This is a genomic window from Sphingomonas sp. SL1004, assembly GCF_057815015.1.
Genome location: NZ_JBYMUX010000001.1, coordinates 2,710,942 through 2,724,405 on the forward strand (window position 1 = coordinate 2,710,942; position 13,464 = coordinate 2,724,405).

Genomic DNA, 13,464 nt, shown 5'->3' on the forward strand with positions numbered 1-13,464 from the left:
GCTTCATCTCGACATATGCGCGTCCATCTTTTCGAGCGGCACGCCCTTGGTCTCGGGGAAGTAGAAGAACACCGTCACGAACTGCACCGCCATCATCGCGGCGAAGAACAGGAACGGGACGCCCGCCGACCATGCCGCAGCGATCGGGAAGATCTGTGCGATCACCGCGTTCCAGCCCCAGTGGCTCGACGAGCCGATGCTGGAGCCGCGCGCGCGGACGTTCTGCGGGAACACTTCCGAGATATACACCCAGATCACCGCGCCCGAGCCGGGGGCAAAGAACATGATGAAGACGATCAGCGACGGCAGCAGTAGCCAGCTTGGCAGCACGCCGAGCAGCGCGAACCCGCCGACGGTGAGCGCGGCGGCCATGCCGGCCGAGCCCCAGAGCAACAGCGTGCGACGGCCGATCCGATCGATCAGCAGCATGCCGAGCAGCGTGAACACCATGTTGGCGACACCGATCATCACCGCCTGCAAGTCCGGCGAGAGGCTGCCGCCCGACGCCTTGAAGATGTCGTTGAGGTAATAGAGGAACGCGTTGATGCCACTGAACTGGTTGAACATCGCGACCAGGAAGGCGAGCGTGATCGGCTTGCGGTGACGCGCCCAGGAGAGCGCGGCGTCGCCCTTGGGTTCGTCGAGTTCGCGGCGTGCGATATCCGGGCTCATGCCGACCATCGCCAGCACGTCCTTCGCCTCCGCATCGCGACCCTTGGCGAGCAGCCAACGCGGCGAATTGGGGATGCGGAACAGCAGCGCGAAGAAGACCAGCGACGGCAGCGCGACGATCCCGAGCTTCCACCGCCACTCGACATCGCCGAGATCGAGCGCGCCGATGATCGCATTCGAGACATAGGCGAGCAGGATGCCGGAGATGACCGCGAACTGGAACCCGCCGACCATTTTCCCGCGCTGTGCGGGCGGTGCGAGTTCGGCGATATACGCGGGTGCGAGCACCGACGAGCCGCCGATCGCAATCCCGTTGATGAAGCGGAAACCGATGAAACTGTGCCAGTTCCACGCGAGCGCACACCCGAGCGCGGTCACGACGTAGAGGAAGGCGAGCATGCGCAGGACGTTGCGACTGCCGTAGCGATCGCCGAGCGAACCGACGAACAGCGCGCCGATCAGCGTACCCCATAGCGCCGACGAGACGGTGAAGCCGAGCCACGCATCGCTGAGCGCGAACCTGGTCTTCAGCGCGCCGGTGACACCGGCAATCACCGCGGTGTCGAAGCCGAACAGCAGCCCGGCGAGCGCAGCGGTGGCAACGCTGGCGATCAGGACGGTGTGCGGCCGTGCGGTCTGCGATGGGGCGCTCATGCGCGGCGATGTCCGGAGGGAGCCTTGTTCATGGCCTCTACGTTTCAATGTTTTGGCGGGTCACCGCAACCCCGACGGAAGGAACGCGCATGTATCTGGGGATCGACATCGGCACGTCCGGGGTGAAGGCGGTGCTGCTCGCCGATCGCGGACAGGTGGCGGATCAGGCGACCGCGCCGCTGACGGTATCGCGGCCGCAGCCTTTGTGGTCGGAACAGGATCCAGCCGACTGGTGGCAGGCGACCGGAGCGGCGGTGCTGAAACTCGACGCGGGCAAGCGTCGCCAGGTGCGCGGGATCGGGCTGGCGGGGCAGATGCACGGCGCGGTGTTGCTCGACGAGGCGAACCGGGTTCTGCGGCCGGCGATCCTCTGGAACGACGGGCGGTCGCAGGCGCAGTGCACGACATTGCTGGAACGCGAACCGCGGACGTCGAATATCACCGGCAATCCCGTGCTGGCGGGGTTCACCGCGCCGAAACTGTTGTGGGTGAAGGAAAACGAATCCGAGATTTTCGCGCAGATGCACAGCGTCCTGCTGCCGAAGGATTATCTGCGACTGATGATGACCGGCGAGACATGGAGCGACATGTCGGATGCGAGCGGGACCTTGTGGCTCGACGTCGCGCAGCGTCGCTGGTCGCCCGAGATACTTGCGGCGTGCGACATGGACGAAGGCATGATGCCGCGGCTGTGCGAGGGGACCGATGCGACCGCGCCGTTGCGGGCGGACGTCGCCGAGGCCTGGGGCATGGACCGGGTGATCGTCGCGGGCGGCGGCGGGGACAATGCGGCGGGCGCGGTCGGGCTCGGCGTCGTCAAGCCAGGCGACGCGTTCCTGTCGCTGGGAACGTCCGGCGTGATCTTCGTCGTTACCGACCGTTTCCGCCCGAACCCACAGGCCGCGGCGCACGCGTTCGCGCATGCGATCCCGGACCGGTGGCACCAGATGTCGGTGATGCTGAGCGCCGCCGCCTGTCTCGACTGGGCGGCGAGGCAATTGGGGCTCACCGACGTACCGGCGTTGCTGGCGCTGGCCGAGGCCGCGGACCGGCGTTCGCCGGTGCTGTTCCTGCCCTATCTCGCGGGCGAGCGGACACCGCATGCCAACCCACGCGCGCAGGCGGCGTTCTTCGGGATGACGTCCGACACCAAGCCGGCGGATCTGGCACTGGCCGTGCTGGAGGGCGTCGCGATGGGATTGCGCGACGGGCTCGATGCGCTGTTGGCGGCGGGGGCGGAGGTCGGCGCGCTGACGATGGCGGGCGGCGGATCACGCTCGCCGTTCTGGGGCCGGATCATCGCCGCCGCGCTGGGCCGCCCGCTCGAATGGCGCGAGGGCGGCGATGTCGGCCCTGCGCTGGGTGCGGCTCGCCTCGGCAGGATCGCGGCGGGAGACGGCGACGTCGCCAACATCTGTACCGCACCGCCCGTGGTCGCGACGGTCGAACCGGAACCGGCGATGGCCGATCGTCTGGCGGAAGGACAAGGCCGGTTCCGCGCATTGTACACCGCGGTCGCCCCGCTATGGGCGTGACGGATTGCCCCGATCCGGTGCCGACTACACCCGATTCCAGTCTTTGAAACCGCATTAACTCTTGCAGCCTAGCCCTGCTCCATCGAACGAGCACGGGGTACGCAGTGGACATTAAACACGGTCTTGAGGGAAGCTTCCTGCGCGTCGTCGGGCGTCTGCTCGCCGGCCTGAGCCTGTATCTCGGGCTCGCGGCTGCTCCGGCGTTCGCCTGCGATATCGTGACGCCGAATACCGCCAATGTCGGCACCTATTTGCCCAGCGCGGTTCCGACCGGGACGTATATCGCGACGACGGGCTCGTTCAAATGTCCGAACGGCAGCGTCCTGTCGCTGCTCGCCGCGGATTACCTGCGCGCGACGCTGACGACGACGGGCACGCTGACGCTCGCGGCCGCGACCGGGGGGTCGGTGACGTACACGCTGTTCGCAACCGCAGACACCACGGCTCCGCTGACCGCCAACACGCGCCGATCGTATATGGAGGGTACCACCCTGTCGCTGCTGGGCAGCAGCAAGGCCGAACCGCCAATCTATATCAAGCTTGCGAGCGGCGCGACGCCGCCCGCCGGCCTCTACAAGGGCAAGTTCCAGATCACGTGGAGCTGGCAGTTCTGCAACGGCGTCGCGGTTCTGGGGGCTTGCCTGCTCGGCGACCTCGACAAGGGCGACAAATCGGTCAATGTCGACGTCGCGATGACGGTCGCCAAGAATGCGATCGTCACGGTCACGCAACGCGCCACCTGGGAAGCCTCCGCGACCACGGTCAATCCGAAGGCCATTCCCGGTTCGAAGCTGCGTATGATGATGCTGATCGAGAACCCCAACCCGTTCGCGCTGGATGCCGACACGCTGGCAGTCACCCTGCCCACCCCCACCGGCCTGCGGATCGCGCTCGACGGTGACGGCGCCAATACGGGCCCCGTGGTGCAGGGCGGCGACACGACCGGCGCGACCGGTCTGCTATTTGCCTATACCTCGCCGTCGAACACCACCGACAGCGTCGACTTCGCGAGCGGCAACGGCGTCTGGGGTTACGTCCCCACCGCCGGAGATTCGGTGACGCAGGGCAACGTGACCGCGGTGCGCTTCAGTCCGAAGGGGACGATGGCCGCGAACACCGCGTACACCATCTCGATCCCGTATTCGGTGAAGTGATCAGGCCGGCGCGTCGACGCTCGGCGATGCGGGCATGCCCCCGACGATCTCCATCTTGGTCGCGGTCGAGCCGACTTCGATGCCTGCCTCGCGGAACTGGCGGAGCAGCGTGAACAGTAGTTCGCTGCGCATCGGATAGGCATCGCGCGGGGACGCCACGTACGCGAAGCAGTTGAACTTGGCGCGGCCGGCGTCGATCGAATCGATGAACACCTTGGGCTCGGGATCGTCGAGCACCTCGTGCTTCTCCGCGAACGCCGCGAACAGCATCGTCCGCACCGCATCCAGATCCTCCTCGAGCGGCACTGAGAATTGCAGCTGGATCCGGCCGATCGGCGCCGCCAGCGTCATGTTTTGGATCGTCTTGGTGATCAGTTCCGAATTGGGGACGATCAGCGTCGAGCGGTCCGCCACCTGGATCTCGGTCGAGCGCACGTTGATGCGCTTCACGTCGCCCTCCATGTTGCCGATCCGGACGAGATCGCCGATCTTCACCGGCCGCTCGGCCAGCAGGATCAGGCCCGAGACGAAGTTCTGCGTGATCGCCTGGAGACCGAAGCCGATCCCGACCGACAGCGCGCCGAGCACCACCGCCAGCTTTTCCATGCCGATGCCGAGCGCACCGAGCGACCACAGCACCGCGGCGATGATCCCGGCATAGCGCGCGACCATCGTCACCGAATTCTGCGCGCCGGCATCCATCGCGGTGGTCGGCAGGTAACTGTTCACCAGCCAGTGCTGCAGCCCGCGCATGATGGCGAGCGCGACGAACAGCACCGCGATCGAGCGCAGCACCGCGCCTGGCGAGATCGTGACCTGGCCGATCGTGACGCCGTTCGCGACCGTCCCGAACAGCTCGAACGCCGAGCCGACGCCCGCTCCGAACGGCGCCATCACCGCGCCGACCGAAAGCAGGATCAGCAGCAACCGCAGCACCGCCGACAGCAGCACGCCGATCTGGTCGACGGTCTTGTTGTCGACGCCGAACCCGCTGTTCGCCGAGCGGCCTAGACGATTGCCGCTCGATAGCAGCGTCCGGCAGGCGTCGTCGGTGAAGGTCATCATCAGGTACAGAGCGGCGCCGACGATCGCGCCCCACAGCAGCCAGGTCGCGACCTTCAGCGCAAAGTTCACATAGCCGATCAGGCCAGCGCCGAGCGCGACGATCAGGACCAGCCAGACGAGCGTGGCGACGATCGCGAGCAGCGTGTTGCGCGCGGGCTTGGCCGGATCGGGCAACGCGGCGGCGCGCAGTCGGCCGAGCGTCACCAGGATCGCGCCGAGCAGGACGATGTGCAGCAGGGCGACTATGGCGTTGGCGGCACTCGATGCCTGCGCACTGATGCCGATCAGCGCGTTGGTCGCGATCAGCAGCTGGCCGAAGAAGATCAGTCCGGCCGCCATCCACGTGTAGGGCCGCAGCGCCTGCGACGCCTGATCGCCGATCGGCAACAACCGCCATGTCGACTGGCCACGCAACAGCAGCGCACCACCGAGCGACGACACGAACGCGCAGAACCACGAGATCCCGACGAAGATCGCGCCGAACTGGCTCCAGGCAGGCGAGACTAGCCCGGCCCAGCGCAGCGACGCGACGATCGCCCATGCAGCCAGACCGGGCAGCGCGGTGCCGATCACGACCAGCCACAGCGCGTAGGCCGAGCGTCGCAGGCGACCGCCGGGCGCGTGGTTGGTCGCATAGCGCCGGCCGACGCCGTGCAGCCAGCGCCGCAACGGCACGATCAGTATCAACGCAGTGAGGATCCCGATCAGCAGGCCGGTCCCGGCGCGCATGTCGAACCGCGTCCCGAACTGGCGGATCTCGACATTGGCGAACCGCATCAACCGCGCGGTATCGCGAGGCAAATGATCGACGATCGCGGCCCACAGCGTCGGCGACAGCGGCGAACCGGTATTTTCGGACAATTGCTGGCCGAGTTCCTCCGCCTCCGCCGCACCGATATCGTCGATCTGCTGCTTGGCCTCGATCCCGATAAGGCGCGCGCGCTTGATCGCGGAATCGATCGCCGACTGGCTCTGCGCGAGCAGCCGGCGCTGCTGACGTATCTCGGGCGCCTCGACGACGCCGGGGGTGGCGGCACCGAGCTCCGCTACGCGCGCCTGAACGAGCGCCATCTCGGGGGTGAGCGTGCGGACCGCGTCGGCGGCGGTGGTCTGCACGGTCTGTGCGCGGGTGCGGAGCGCTTGGCGCGCCTTGTCGTCGCGCGCGTCGGGGGTGGCGTCGTCGATCGCCTGGAGCTCGGCGGAGGCCTGGGTGAGACTGGCGGCGACGGTCGCGACCTTGGGCTCGTCCTGCGCGATCGCGGGGAACGCGGTGGCCAGGAGGAGGAGCGCGGCGAGGTAACGGAGGAGGGTCATCTGCGTCGCTCTACAGCGGCGGAGGGGGAAACGGGAGGGGGTGGCGGAATCGCAGGAATGGCATGTCTGCCGTTCCACGCTTCAAACCACCCCGGCGGAGGCCGGGGCCCAATTGGGAGCCGGTAATGATCTAGGTCAGCGCTCCGTTACGACGACCTTTCCAATTGGGCCCCGGCCTTCGCCGGGGTGGTGTTATTGGAACGCGGTCCCGCGCACGTCACCGTCCCCCGCACTCCGTTGTTCTCCCGCAAAGGCGGGAGCCCAGTCTGGGTCCCCGCCTTCGCGGGGAAACAAGGAGGCGGATCGCTTGTCTCATGGTTGCTTGGGAGGAATGCGTTCGCCCTACTCCGTCACCCCGGCGGAGGCCGGGGCCCACCTTTCCGCATACCCAGTTCTCTCGGATGTGCGGAACGGTGGATGCCGGAACGAGTCCGGCATGACGAGGCAAGACGTGCGCTGGTGACGAAAACCCGGTGGCGCGCCCGCTCAGTCCAGTTCGAGGATCACCTGATCCACTGCGAGACTATCCCCCGTCTTCGCCGCCACCGACTTGACCGTCCCCGTCTTCTCGGCGCGCAGGATGTTCTCCATCTTCATCGCCTCGACCACCGCCAACGCCTGCCCCGCCTCGACCTGGTCGCCTACCGCCACGTCGAGCCGCACCAGCAGCCCCGGCATCGGGCAGATCAGGAACTTCGACAGATCGGGCGCGATCTTCTCCAGCAAGTGCGCGGTGTAGGGCGCGACGCGGGCCGGCAGCACGCGGGCGACGTGGCTCGCGCCGCGGGTCGTCAGCTTGAAGCCGGCACGGGCCTTGGCGATGCGGATCGTCAGGTGTTCGTCGCCGTCGGTGCCGTGACCATCCGCGACCACCATCCGGTCGCCGGGCGTGTATTCGAGCGCAAGATCGAGGTCTTCGCCGTCGACGGTAATGCCGTCGGTCGACACCGTCACCGCGTGGTCGATCTTGTCGATCGTCACTGACCAGTCGGAGGGCGGGCGCAGGCGCTTGCCGAGCTGGCCGTCGATGCGGCGGGCGCGGTCGGCTTCGGCGGTGGCGGCGAAGGCTGCGACGGCGGCGAGCGTCTTCAGCAATTCGGCGTCGGCGGGGGCGCCGTGGAAGCCTTCTGGATATTCCTCGGCGATGAAGCCGGTGGTGAGGGCGCCCGACTGGAAGCGCGGGTGCTGCATGATCGCCGAGAGGAAATCGATGTTGTTGCCGGGGCCTTCCAGCTCGAACGCGTCGAGCGCGGCAATCTGCGCGGCGATCGCGCCCTCGCGGGTGGGCGCCCAGGTGATGAGCTTGGCGATCATCGGGTCGTAGAACATGCTGACCTCGCCACCCTCGCGGACGCCGTCGTCGACGCGGACGCGAGGTTCCGCGAACTCAGCCCCCCCTTCCCCGTTCGTGCTGAGCGAAGTCGAAGCACCTCCGCTTGAGCCATGCCCTTCGACTTCGCTCAGGGCGAACGGGAGAGGCGGATTGTAGCGCACCAGACGCCCGATAGACGGCAGGAACCCGCGATACGGGTCTTCGGCATACACCCGGTTCTCGATCGACCAGCCGTTGAGCTTCACCTCGTCCTGCGAGAACCCAAGCGGCTCGCCGGCAGCAACCCGGATCATCAGTTCGACCAGATCGAGCCCGGTAATCTCTTCCGTCACCGGATGCTCGACCTGAAGCCGGGTGTTCATCTCGAGGAAGTAGAACCCCTCCCCCGTCGTATCCGCACCCGAGACGATCAGCTCGACCGTTCCCGCCGAATAATAGCCGACCGCCTGGGCTAACGCGACCGCCTGCTCGCCCATCGCTTTCCGCATCTTTGGCGTCACGAATGACGATGGCGCCTCCTCGACGACCTTCTGGTGGCGGCGCTGGATCGAGCATTCGCGCTCGTTCAAATAGACAATGTTGCCGTGCTGGTCGCCGATCAGCTGGATCTCGATGTGGCGCGGCGACTCGATAAACTTCTCGATGAACACGCGGTCGTCGCCGAAGCTGGCGAGTCCCTCGCGCTTGGTCGCCTCGAAGCCTTCGCGGACGTCCTGCTCGCTGTACGCGAGCCGCATGCCCTTGCCGCCGCCACCGGCCGACGCCTTCATCATTACCGGATAGCCGATGCCGCCGGCGATCTCGACCGCGTGGTCGGTGCTGTCGATCTCGCCGAGATAGCCCGGCACGACGTTGACGCCCGCGGCCTTGGCGAGCTTCTTCGATTCGATCTTGTCGCCCATCGCGGCGATCGCGTTGGGCGGCGGGCCGACGAAGGCGATCCCGGCCTCGGCGCACGCCAGCGCGAAACTCTCGCGTTCGGAGAGGAAGCCGTAGCCGGGGTGGATGCAGTCCGCGCCAGTTTCCTTGGCCGCGAGCAGGATCAACTCGGCCTTGAGATAGCTCTCCGCGGCGGATGCCGGCCCGAGCCGGACGGACTCGTCGGCCATCAGCACGTGCGGTGCGCGCGCGTCGGCGTCGGAATAGACCGCGACGGTCTTGATGCCCATCGCCTTGGCGGTCCGCATGACCCGACACGCGATCTCGCCCCGATTGGCGACCAGGATTTTCTTGAACATCACTCGCCCTAATCTGTGCCGTCTTGCCGGACGCGGTCCGGGTGCGGACTGGTTATTGGTACCAAATCATCGTCTTGAGCTGCTTCGTCCGGGCTTGCGTCAGGTCGGTCCGACACCCGGCAATCGTCATGCCCTGCGCCGAACCGCCGGCATATTGCCCGCCTTCGATCACGCACTGCGTATCGCGAAACTTGAGCCACGCGCGCTGGCTCTCCAGCAGCGCGGCCGCATAGCCGAACCCGCCGCCGCGCGACCCGCCCTGCGCGTCGCGCCCCTTCATATAGGCGTAGGTCCGCTTCCACTGCGCGGCCATCGCCGCATCCGCCCGCGCGTAACTCGTACCGGCGGACGCGTTCATCGTCGCCTGCGACTGCATTGGAGCAGCCGCGGTCATCAGGAGTGCGATCAGCAGCATGTCTTGGCCTCCCGCATCGGCTCCGCGCCGACCATCGGTTTCATGCCGAGTTTCGCCAGCAGCGTCGCATCGGCGCTGTCGCCAGCGTTGCCGGTGGTCAGCAGCTTGTCGCCGGTAAAGATCGAGTTCGCGCCCGCCATGAAGCACAGCGCCTGGGTAGCCTCCGACATGCTCTCGCGCCCGGCCGACAGCCGCACCATGCTGAGCGGCATCGTGATCCGCGCGACCGCGACCGTCCGGACGAACTCGATGTCGTCGATCTGCGCCATCGGCGTGCCGGCGAGCATGTCACCGAGCGGCGTGCCCTTGACCGGAACCAGCGCGTTGACGGGGACGCTCTCGGGGTGGCGCGGCAGCGTGGCGAGCGCGTGGACGAAGCCGACGCGGTCGCTGCGCGTCTCGCCCATCCCGACGATCCCGCCGCAGCAGACCGAGATCCCCGCGTCACGGACGTTCGCGAGCGTCTCAAGCCGGTCGCCGAAGGTGCGCGTGGTGATGACGTTGCCGTAATTCTCCGGCGATGTGTCGATGTTGTGGTTATAATAATCGAGCCCCGCGTCGGCGAGCTGCTTCGCCTGCTGCGCGTCGAGCATGCCGAGCGTCATGCACGTCTCGAGCCCCATCGCGCGGACGCCTTCGACCATCGCGACGACCTTCGCCATGTCGCGCGGCTTCGGGTTGCGCCACGCGGCGCCCATGCAGAAGCGCTGCGATCCGGCGGCCTTGGCCTGCGCGGCGTCGGCGAGGACGGCGTCGACGTCCATCAGCTTTTCCGCCTTCAGGCCGGAGTCGGACGAGGCGGACTGCGAGCAATAGCCGCAATCTTCGGGGCAGCCGCCGGTCTTGATCGACAGCAACGTGCAGAGCTGGACCTCGCCGATCGCATGATGCGCGCGGTGGACGGTCTGCGCGCGGAACATGAGTTCATCGAACGGGAGGTCGAAGAGTGCCGCGATCTCGGAGCGGGTCCAATCGATGCGGACGCTCGGCGCGGCAGTCGCAACGGCGGGGTCTGCGACGGGGGGACGGAGGAGGGTTTCGATCATCATGCGGCCTTTGGTCTCTGGTCGTTTCGCGTCGTCGCATAGCGCCTGCACGCGGCGGCGTAACTGGTGGGCGATGTCACTTGGCCGCCATCGCACGCTTCACGCGCGCTTCGAGTTCGGGCCCGCCGCCGTCGCCGAAGCCGTAGGCGGTGTGGACCTGCCGCCCCTTGGCATCGAACAGATAGACGCGCGGAATGCCGACCTTGCCGTCGGGGATGTCCTTGATGTCCTTGCCGATGATCTGGCGATACGCATCGACGTCCGCGACGACGTAATCAATGTCGCTCATGCCCGCACGCTGCAGAAACTGCGCGATCGCAGCTGGCGGTTGGGTGCGATCGGGACTGCCCTCGCTGCGGTTGATGTAGAGAAAGTTGTAGCCGCTGCCCAAGTCCTTGCGAATCTTGTTCAGATACGGGGCTTCGGCAATGCACGGCGGACACCAGCTCGCCCAGATCGAGACGAGGGTGGGCTTGCCCGGCTTGATGCGCGATCCGAGTGGGATCGCCTTGGCGTCGCGGGTCTTCACCATGACCTGCGCGATCGTAGAGATCGAGCGGCCCGTGGTCGGCGCGGTTTCCTGCGCCACGGCAGGCGCGATAGTCAAAACGGTGAGGGCCATCGCCAACACCGTGGTGCGCATGTTCATACCCGTTCCTCCTCAGGTGCCATGTTGTGGCCGAGCAGTTTCAGCACGTCTTCGGCGGCCTGGATCAGATTGGTGCCGGGGCCGAAAATCGCCTGGACCCCGGCATCGCGCAGCGCCTGATAGTCCTGTGCGGGGATAACGCCACCCGCGATCACCTTGATATCCGCGCGGCCTGCCTCGCGGAGGTAGCCGATCAGTTCGGGGATCAGCGTCTTGTGGCCAGCGGCGAGGCTCGATGCGCCGACGATGTCGACATCCTTCTCGAGCGCGAGCGCGGCGGCTTCGGCGGGGGTCTGGAACAGCGGGCCGGGAACGATCTCGAAGCCCAGATCGCCGAACATCGACGAGACGAGGTTGGCGCCGCGGTCGTGGCCGTCCTGGCCCATCTTGGCGACGAGCATGCGGGGTTTGCGGCCCATGCGGCGCTCGGTCGCTTCGACGCCGTCGGTTAGGCGGGTCCAGCGCGCGTCGTCTTCGTAGGCGCCCCCGTAGATGCCTGAGACGGGGGTGGGCTGCGTGCCGTAGCGGCCGAATATGTCCTCCATCGCGGACGAGATTTCGCCGAGCGTGGCTCGGGCTCGGGCGCAGTCGACGGCAAGCGCGAGGAGGTTGTTCTCAAATCCTCCCCGGAACGGGGAGGTGTCGGCCGAAGGCTGACGGAGGGGGGCTTCCGCGAGAGGGTCCGTTTGTGGGACGCCCCCTCCACCAGCCGTTGGCTGGTCCCCCTCCCCGTTCCGGGGAGGAATTCGCGCGCCTTCGCGGAGGGCATCCAGGGCGGCTTGGCATTTCGCTTCGTCGCGCGTGGCCTTTACGCGGTTGATGCGTTCGATCTGGCCGGCGCGGACCGCGACATTGTCCACGTCGAGGATCTCGATCGCGTCCTGCTCGGCGAGCTTGTACTTGTTCACGCCGACGATGACGTCCTCGCCGCGATCGACGCGCGCCTGGCGTCCGGCGGCGGCTTCCTCGATCATCGCCTTGGGCCAGCCTGCCGCGACTGCCTTCGCCATGCCGCCCTCGGACTGGATCCGCTCGATCAGGCTCCATGCGCCGTCGACCAGCGATTGCGTCAGGCTCTCGATATAATAGCTGCCGCCGAGCGGATCGACGACCTTGGTCATCCCGGTCTCTTCCTGGATCACGATCTGCGTGTTGCGCGCGATGCGGGCGGAGAAGTCGGTCGGCAGCGCGATCGCCTCGTCGAGCGCGTTGGTGTGGAGCGACTGCGTGCCCCCCAGCATCGCTGCCATCGCCTCGATCGTCGTGCGCATGACGTTGTTGTACGGGTCCTGCTCGGTGAGCGAAACGCCGCTAGTCTGGCAATGCGTGCGCAACATCTTCGAGCGCTCGTCCTGCGCGCCGAGTTGCGTCATCGCGCGGTGCCAGAGGACGCGGGCGGCGCGGAGCTTCGCGATCTCCATGAAGAAGTTCATGCCGATCGCGAAGAAGAACGACAGCCGCCCGGCGAACTTGTCGATGTCGAGGCCGCTCGCGACGCCGTATTTCACATATTCCATGCCGTCGGCGATCGTGAAGGCCAGCTCGTGGAGCTGCGTCGCTCCTGCCTCCTGCATGTGATAGCCGCTGATCGAGATGCTGTTGAATTTGGGCATCTCACGCGAGGTGTAGCCGAAGATGTCCGAGATGATCCGCATGCTCGGTTCGGGCGGGTAGATGTAGGTGTTGCGGACCATGAACTCCTTGAGGATGTCGTTCTGGATGGTCCCTTCGAGCAGTTTCCGGTCGACGCCTTGTTCCTCGCCCGCGACGATGAAGAAGGCGAGGATCGGGATCACCGCGCCGTTCATCGTCATCGACACCGACATCTTGTCGAGCGGAATGCCGTCGAAGAGTATCTTCATGTCCTCGACCGAGTCGATCGCGACGCCTGCCTTGCCGACGTCGCCGGTGACACGCGGGTGGTCGCTGTCGTAGCCGCGGTGGGTGGCGAGATCGAACGCTACCGACAGGCCCTTTTGGCCGGCGGCGAGGTTGCGGCGGTAGAACGCGTTCGAGGCTTCGGCGGTGGAGAAGCCGGCATATTGGCGGATCGTCCAGGGGCGGCCGGCGTACATCGACGCGCGGACGCCGCGGGTGAAGGGCGCGAAACCGGGGAGGCCGGGGTCTTCGCGCACGTCTTCTGCGGTGTAGAGCGGCTTGACGTCGATGCCCTCGGGGGTCGGCCAGGTGAGGTCGGTGCCCTTTACTTCCTTGGTAGCGAGCGCCTGCCAATCGGCGAGGGTTGGAGCGGATGCAGGCGTGTCGGTCATACTTAAAACACCACCCCGGCGAAGGCCGGGGCCCAATTGGAAAGGTCGAAGTAATTGAGCGCAGCACCAGCCAATGGGTCGTTGCCCAATTGGGCCCCGGCCTTCACCGGGGTGGTGTT

At 66.8% G+C, this 13,464-nt stretch carries 9 protein-coding genes; 2 read left to right on the forward strand and 7 right to left on the reverse strand.

Translation table 11 applies throughout. From position 1 onward, the window contains the following. Positions 1–3: 3 nt before the first annotated feature. The gene (locus tag AC3D24_RS12220) at positions 4–1,326 is read right to left on the reverse strand and encodes a sugar porter family MFS transporter (protein WP_489030989.1); all 1,323 of its coding nucleotides are present in this window, start codon (positions 1,324–1,326) and stop codon (positions 4–6) included. An 89-nt stretch (positions 1,327–1,415) separates the two neighbouring features. On the opposite strand from AC3D24_RS12220, the gene xylB reads away from it, so the two are divergent. Beyond that, positions 1,416–2,861, forward strand: a complete 1,446-nt coding sequence (gene xylB / locus AC3D24_RS12225; protein WP_489030991.1) for a xylulokinase — start codon at positions 1,416–1,418, stop codon at positions 2,859–2,861. Between the two features lie 104 nt (positions 2,862–2,965). Beyond that, positions 2,966–4,015: a spore coat protein U domain-containing protein gene (locus tag AC3D24_RS12230; RefSeq protein WP_489030992.1), complete on the forward strand. Its 1,050-nt coding sequence runs from the start codon at positions 2,966–2,968 to the stop codon at positions 4,013–4,015. On the opposite strand, the gene AC3D24_RS12235 is transcribed toward AC3D24_RS12230, so the two are convergent. The 6 genes from AC3D24_RS12235 to scpA all read right to left on the reverse strand — a co-directional run bounded on the left by AC3D24_RS12235 (position 4,016) and on the right by scpA (position 13,345). Then, positions 4,016–6,394 (reverse strand): DUF3772 domain-containing protein, encoded by a 2,379-nt coding sequence (locus AC3D24_RS12235; protein ID WP_489030994.1) that lies wholly within the window; start codon positions 6,392–6,394, stop codon positions 4,016–4,018. A gap of 486 nt (positions 6,395–6,880) precedes the next feature. Continuing rightward, positions 6,881–8,965, reverse strand: coding sequence for an ATP-binding protein (locus AC3D24_RS12240; protein WP_489030996.1), 2,085 nt, complete (start codon positions 8,963–8,965; stop codon positions 6,881–6,883). 52 nt (positions 8,966–9,017) lie between these two features. Continuing rightward, a complete protein-coding gene (locus AC3D24_RS12245; protein WP_489030998.1) occupies positions 9,018–9,380 on the reverse strand; it encodes a lysozyme inhibitor LprI family protein in 363 nt (120 codons plus the stop codon). Continuing rightward, a complete protein-coding gene (gene bioB / locus AC3D24_RS12250) occupies positions 9,371–10,426 on the reverse strand; it encodes a biotin synthase BioB (protein WP_489031000.1) in 1,056 nt (351 codons plus the stop codon). The genes AC3D24_RS12245 and bioB overlap by 10 nt, the downstream gene beginning before the upstream one ends. Before the next feature lie 76 nt (positions 10,427–10,502). Continuing rightward, the gene (locus AC3D24_RS12255; RefSeq protein ID WP_489031001.1) at positions 10,503–11,075 is read right to left on the reverse strand and encodes a TlpA family protein disulfide reductase; all 573 of its coding nucleotides are present in this window, start codon (positions 11,073–11,075) and stop codon (positions 10,503–10,505) included. Further along, complete coding sequence (gene scpA / locus AC3D24_RS12260) at positions 11,072–13,345, reverse strand: methylmalonyl-CoA mutase (protein ID WP_489031003.1); 2,274 nt, start codon at positions 13,343–13,345, stop codon at positions 11,072–11,074. The genes AC3D24_RS12255 and scpA overlap by 4 nt, the downstream gene beginning before the upstream one ends. Positions 13,346–13,464 lie beyond the last annotated feature (119 nt).

Excerpts from the sequence above, each read along its gene's own strand:
- AC3D24_RS12220 (WP_489030989.1), bottom strand. The coding sequence starts at position 1,326 with ATGAGCGCCCCATCGCAGACCGCACGGCCGCACACCGTCCTGATCGCC.
- xylB (WP_489030991.1), top strand. The coding sequence starts at position 1,416 with ATGTATCTGGGGATCGACATCGGCACGTCCGGGGTGAAGGCGGTGCTG.
- AC3D24_RS12235 (WP_489030994.1), bottom strand. The coding sequence starts at position 6,394 with ATGACCCTCCTCCGTTACCTCGCCGCGCTCCTCCTCCTGGCCACCGCG.
- AC3D24_RS12240 (WP_489030996.1), bottom strand. The coding sequence starts at position 8,965 with ATGTTCAAGAAAATCCTGGTCGCCAATCGGGGCGAGATCGCGTGTCGG.
- AC3D24_RS12245 (WP_489030998.1), bottom strand. The coding sequence starts at position 9,380 with ATGCTGCTGATCGCACTCCTGATGACCGCGGCTGCTCCAATGCAGTCG.
- bioB (WP_489031000.1), bottom strand. The coding sequence starts at position 10,426 with ATGATCGAAACCCTCCTCCGTCCCCCCGTCGCAGACCCCGCCGTTGCG.
- AC3D24_RS12255 (WP_489031001.1), bottom strand. The coding sequence starts at position 11,075 with ATGAACATGCGCACCACGGTGTTGGCGATGGCCCTCACCGTTTTGACT.
- scpA (WP_489031003.1), bottom strand. The coding sequence starts at position 13,345 with ATGACCGACACGCCTGCATCCGCTCCAACCCTCGCCGATTGGCAGGCG.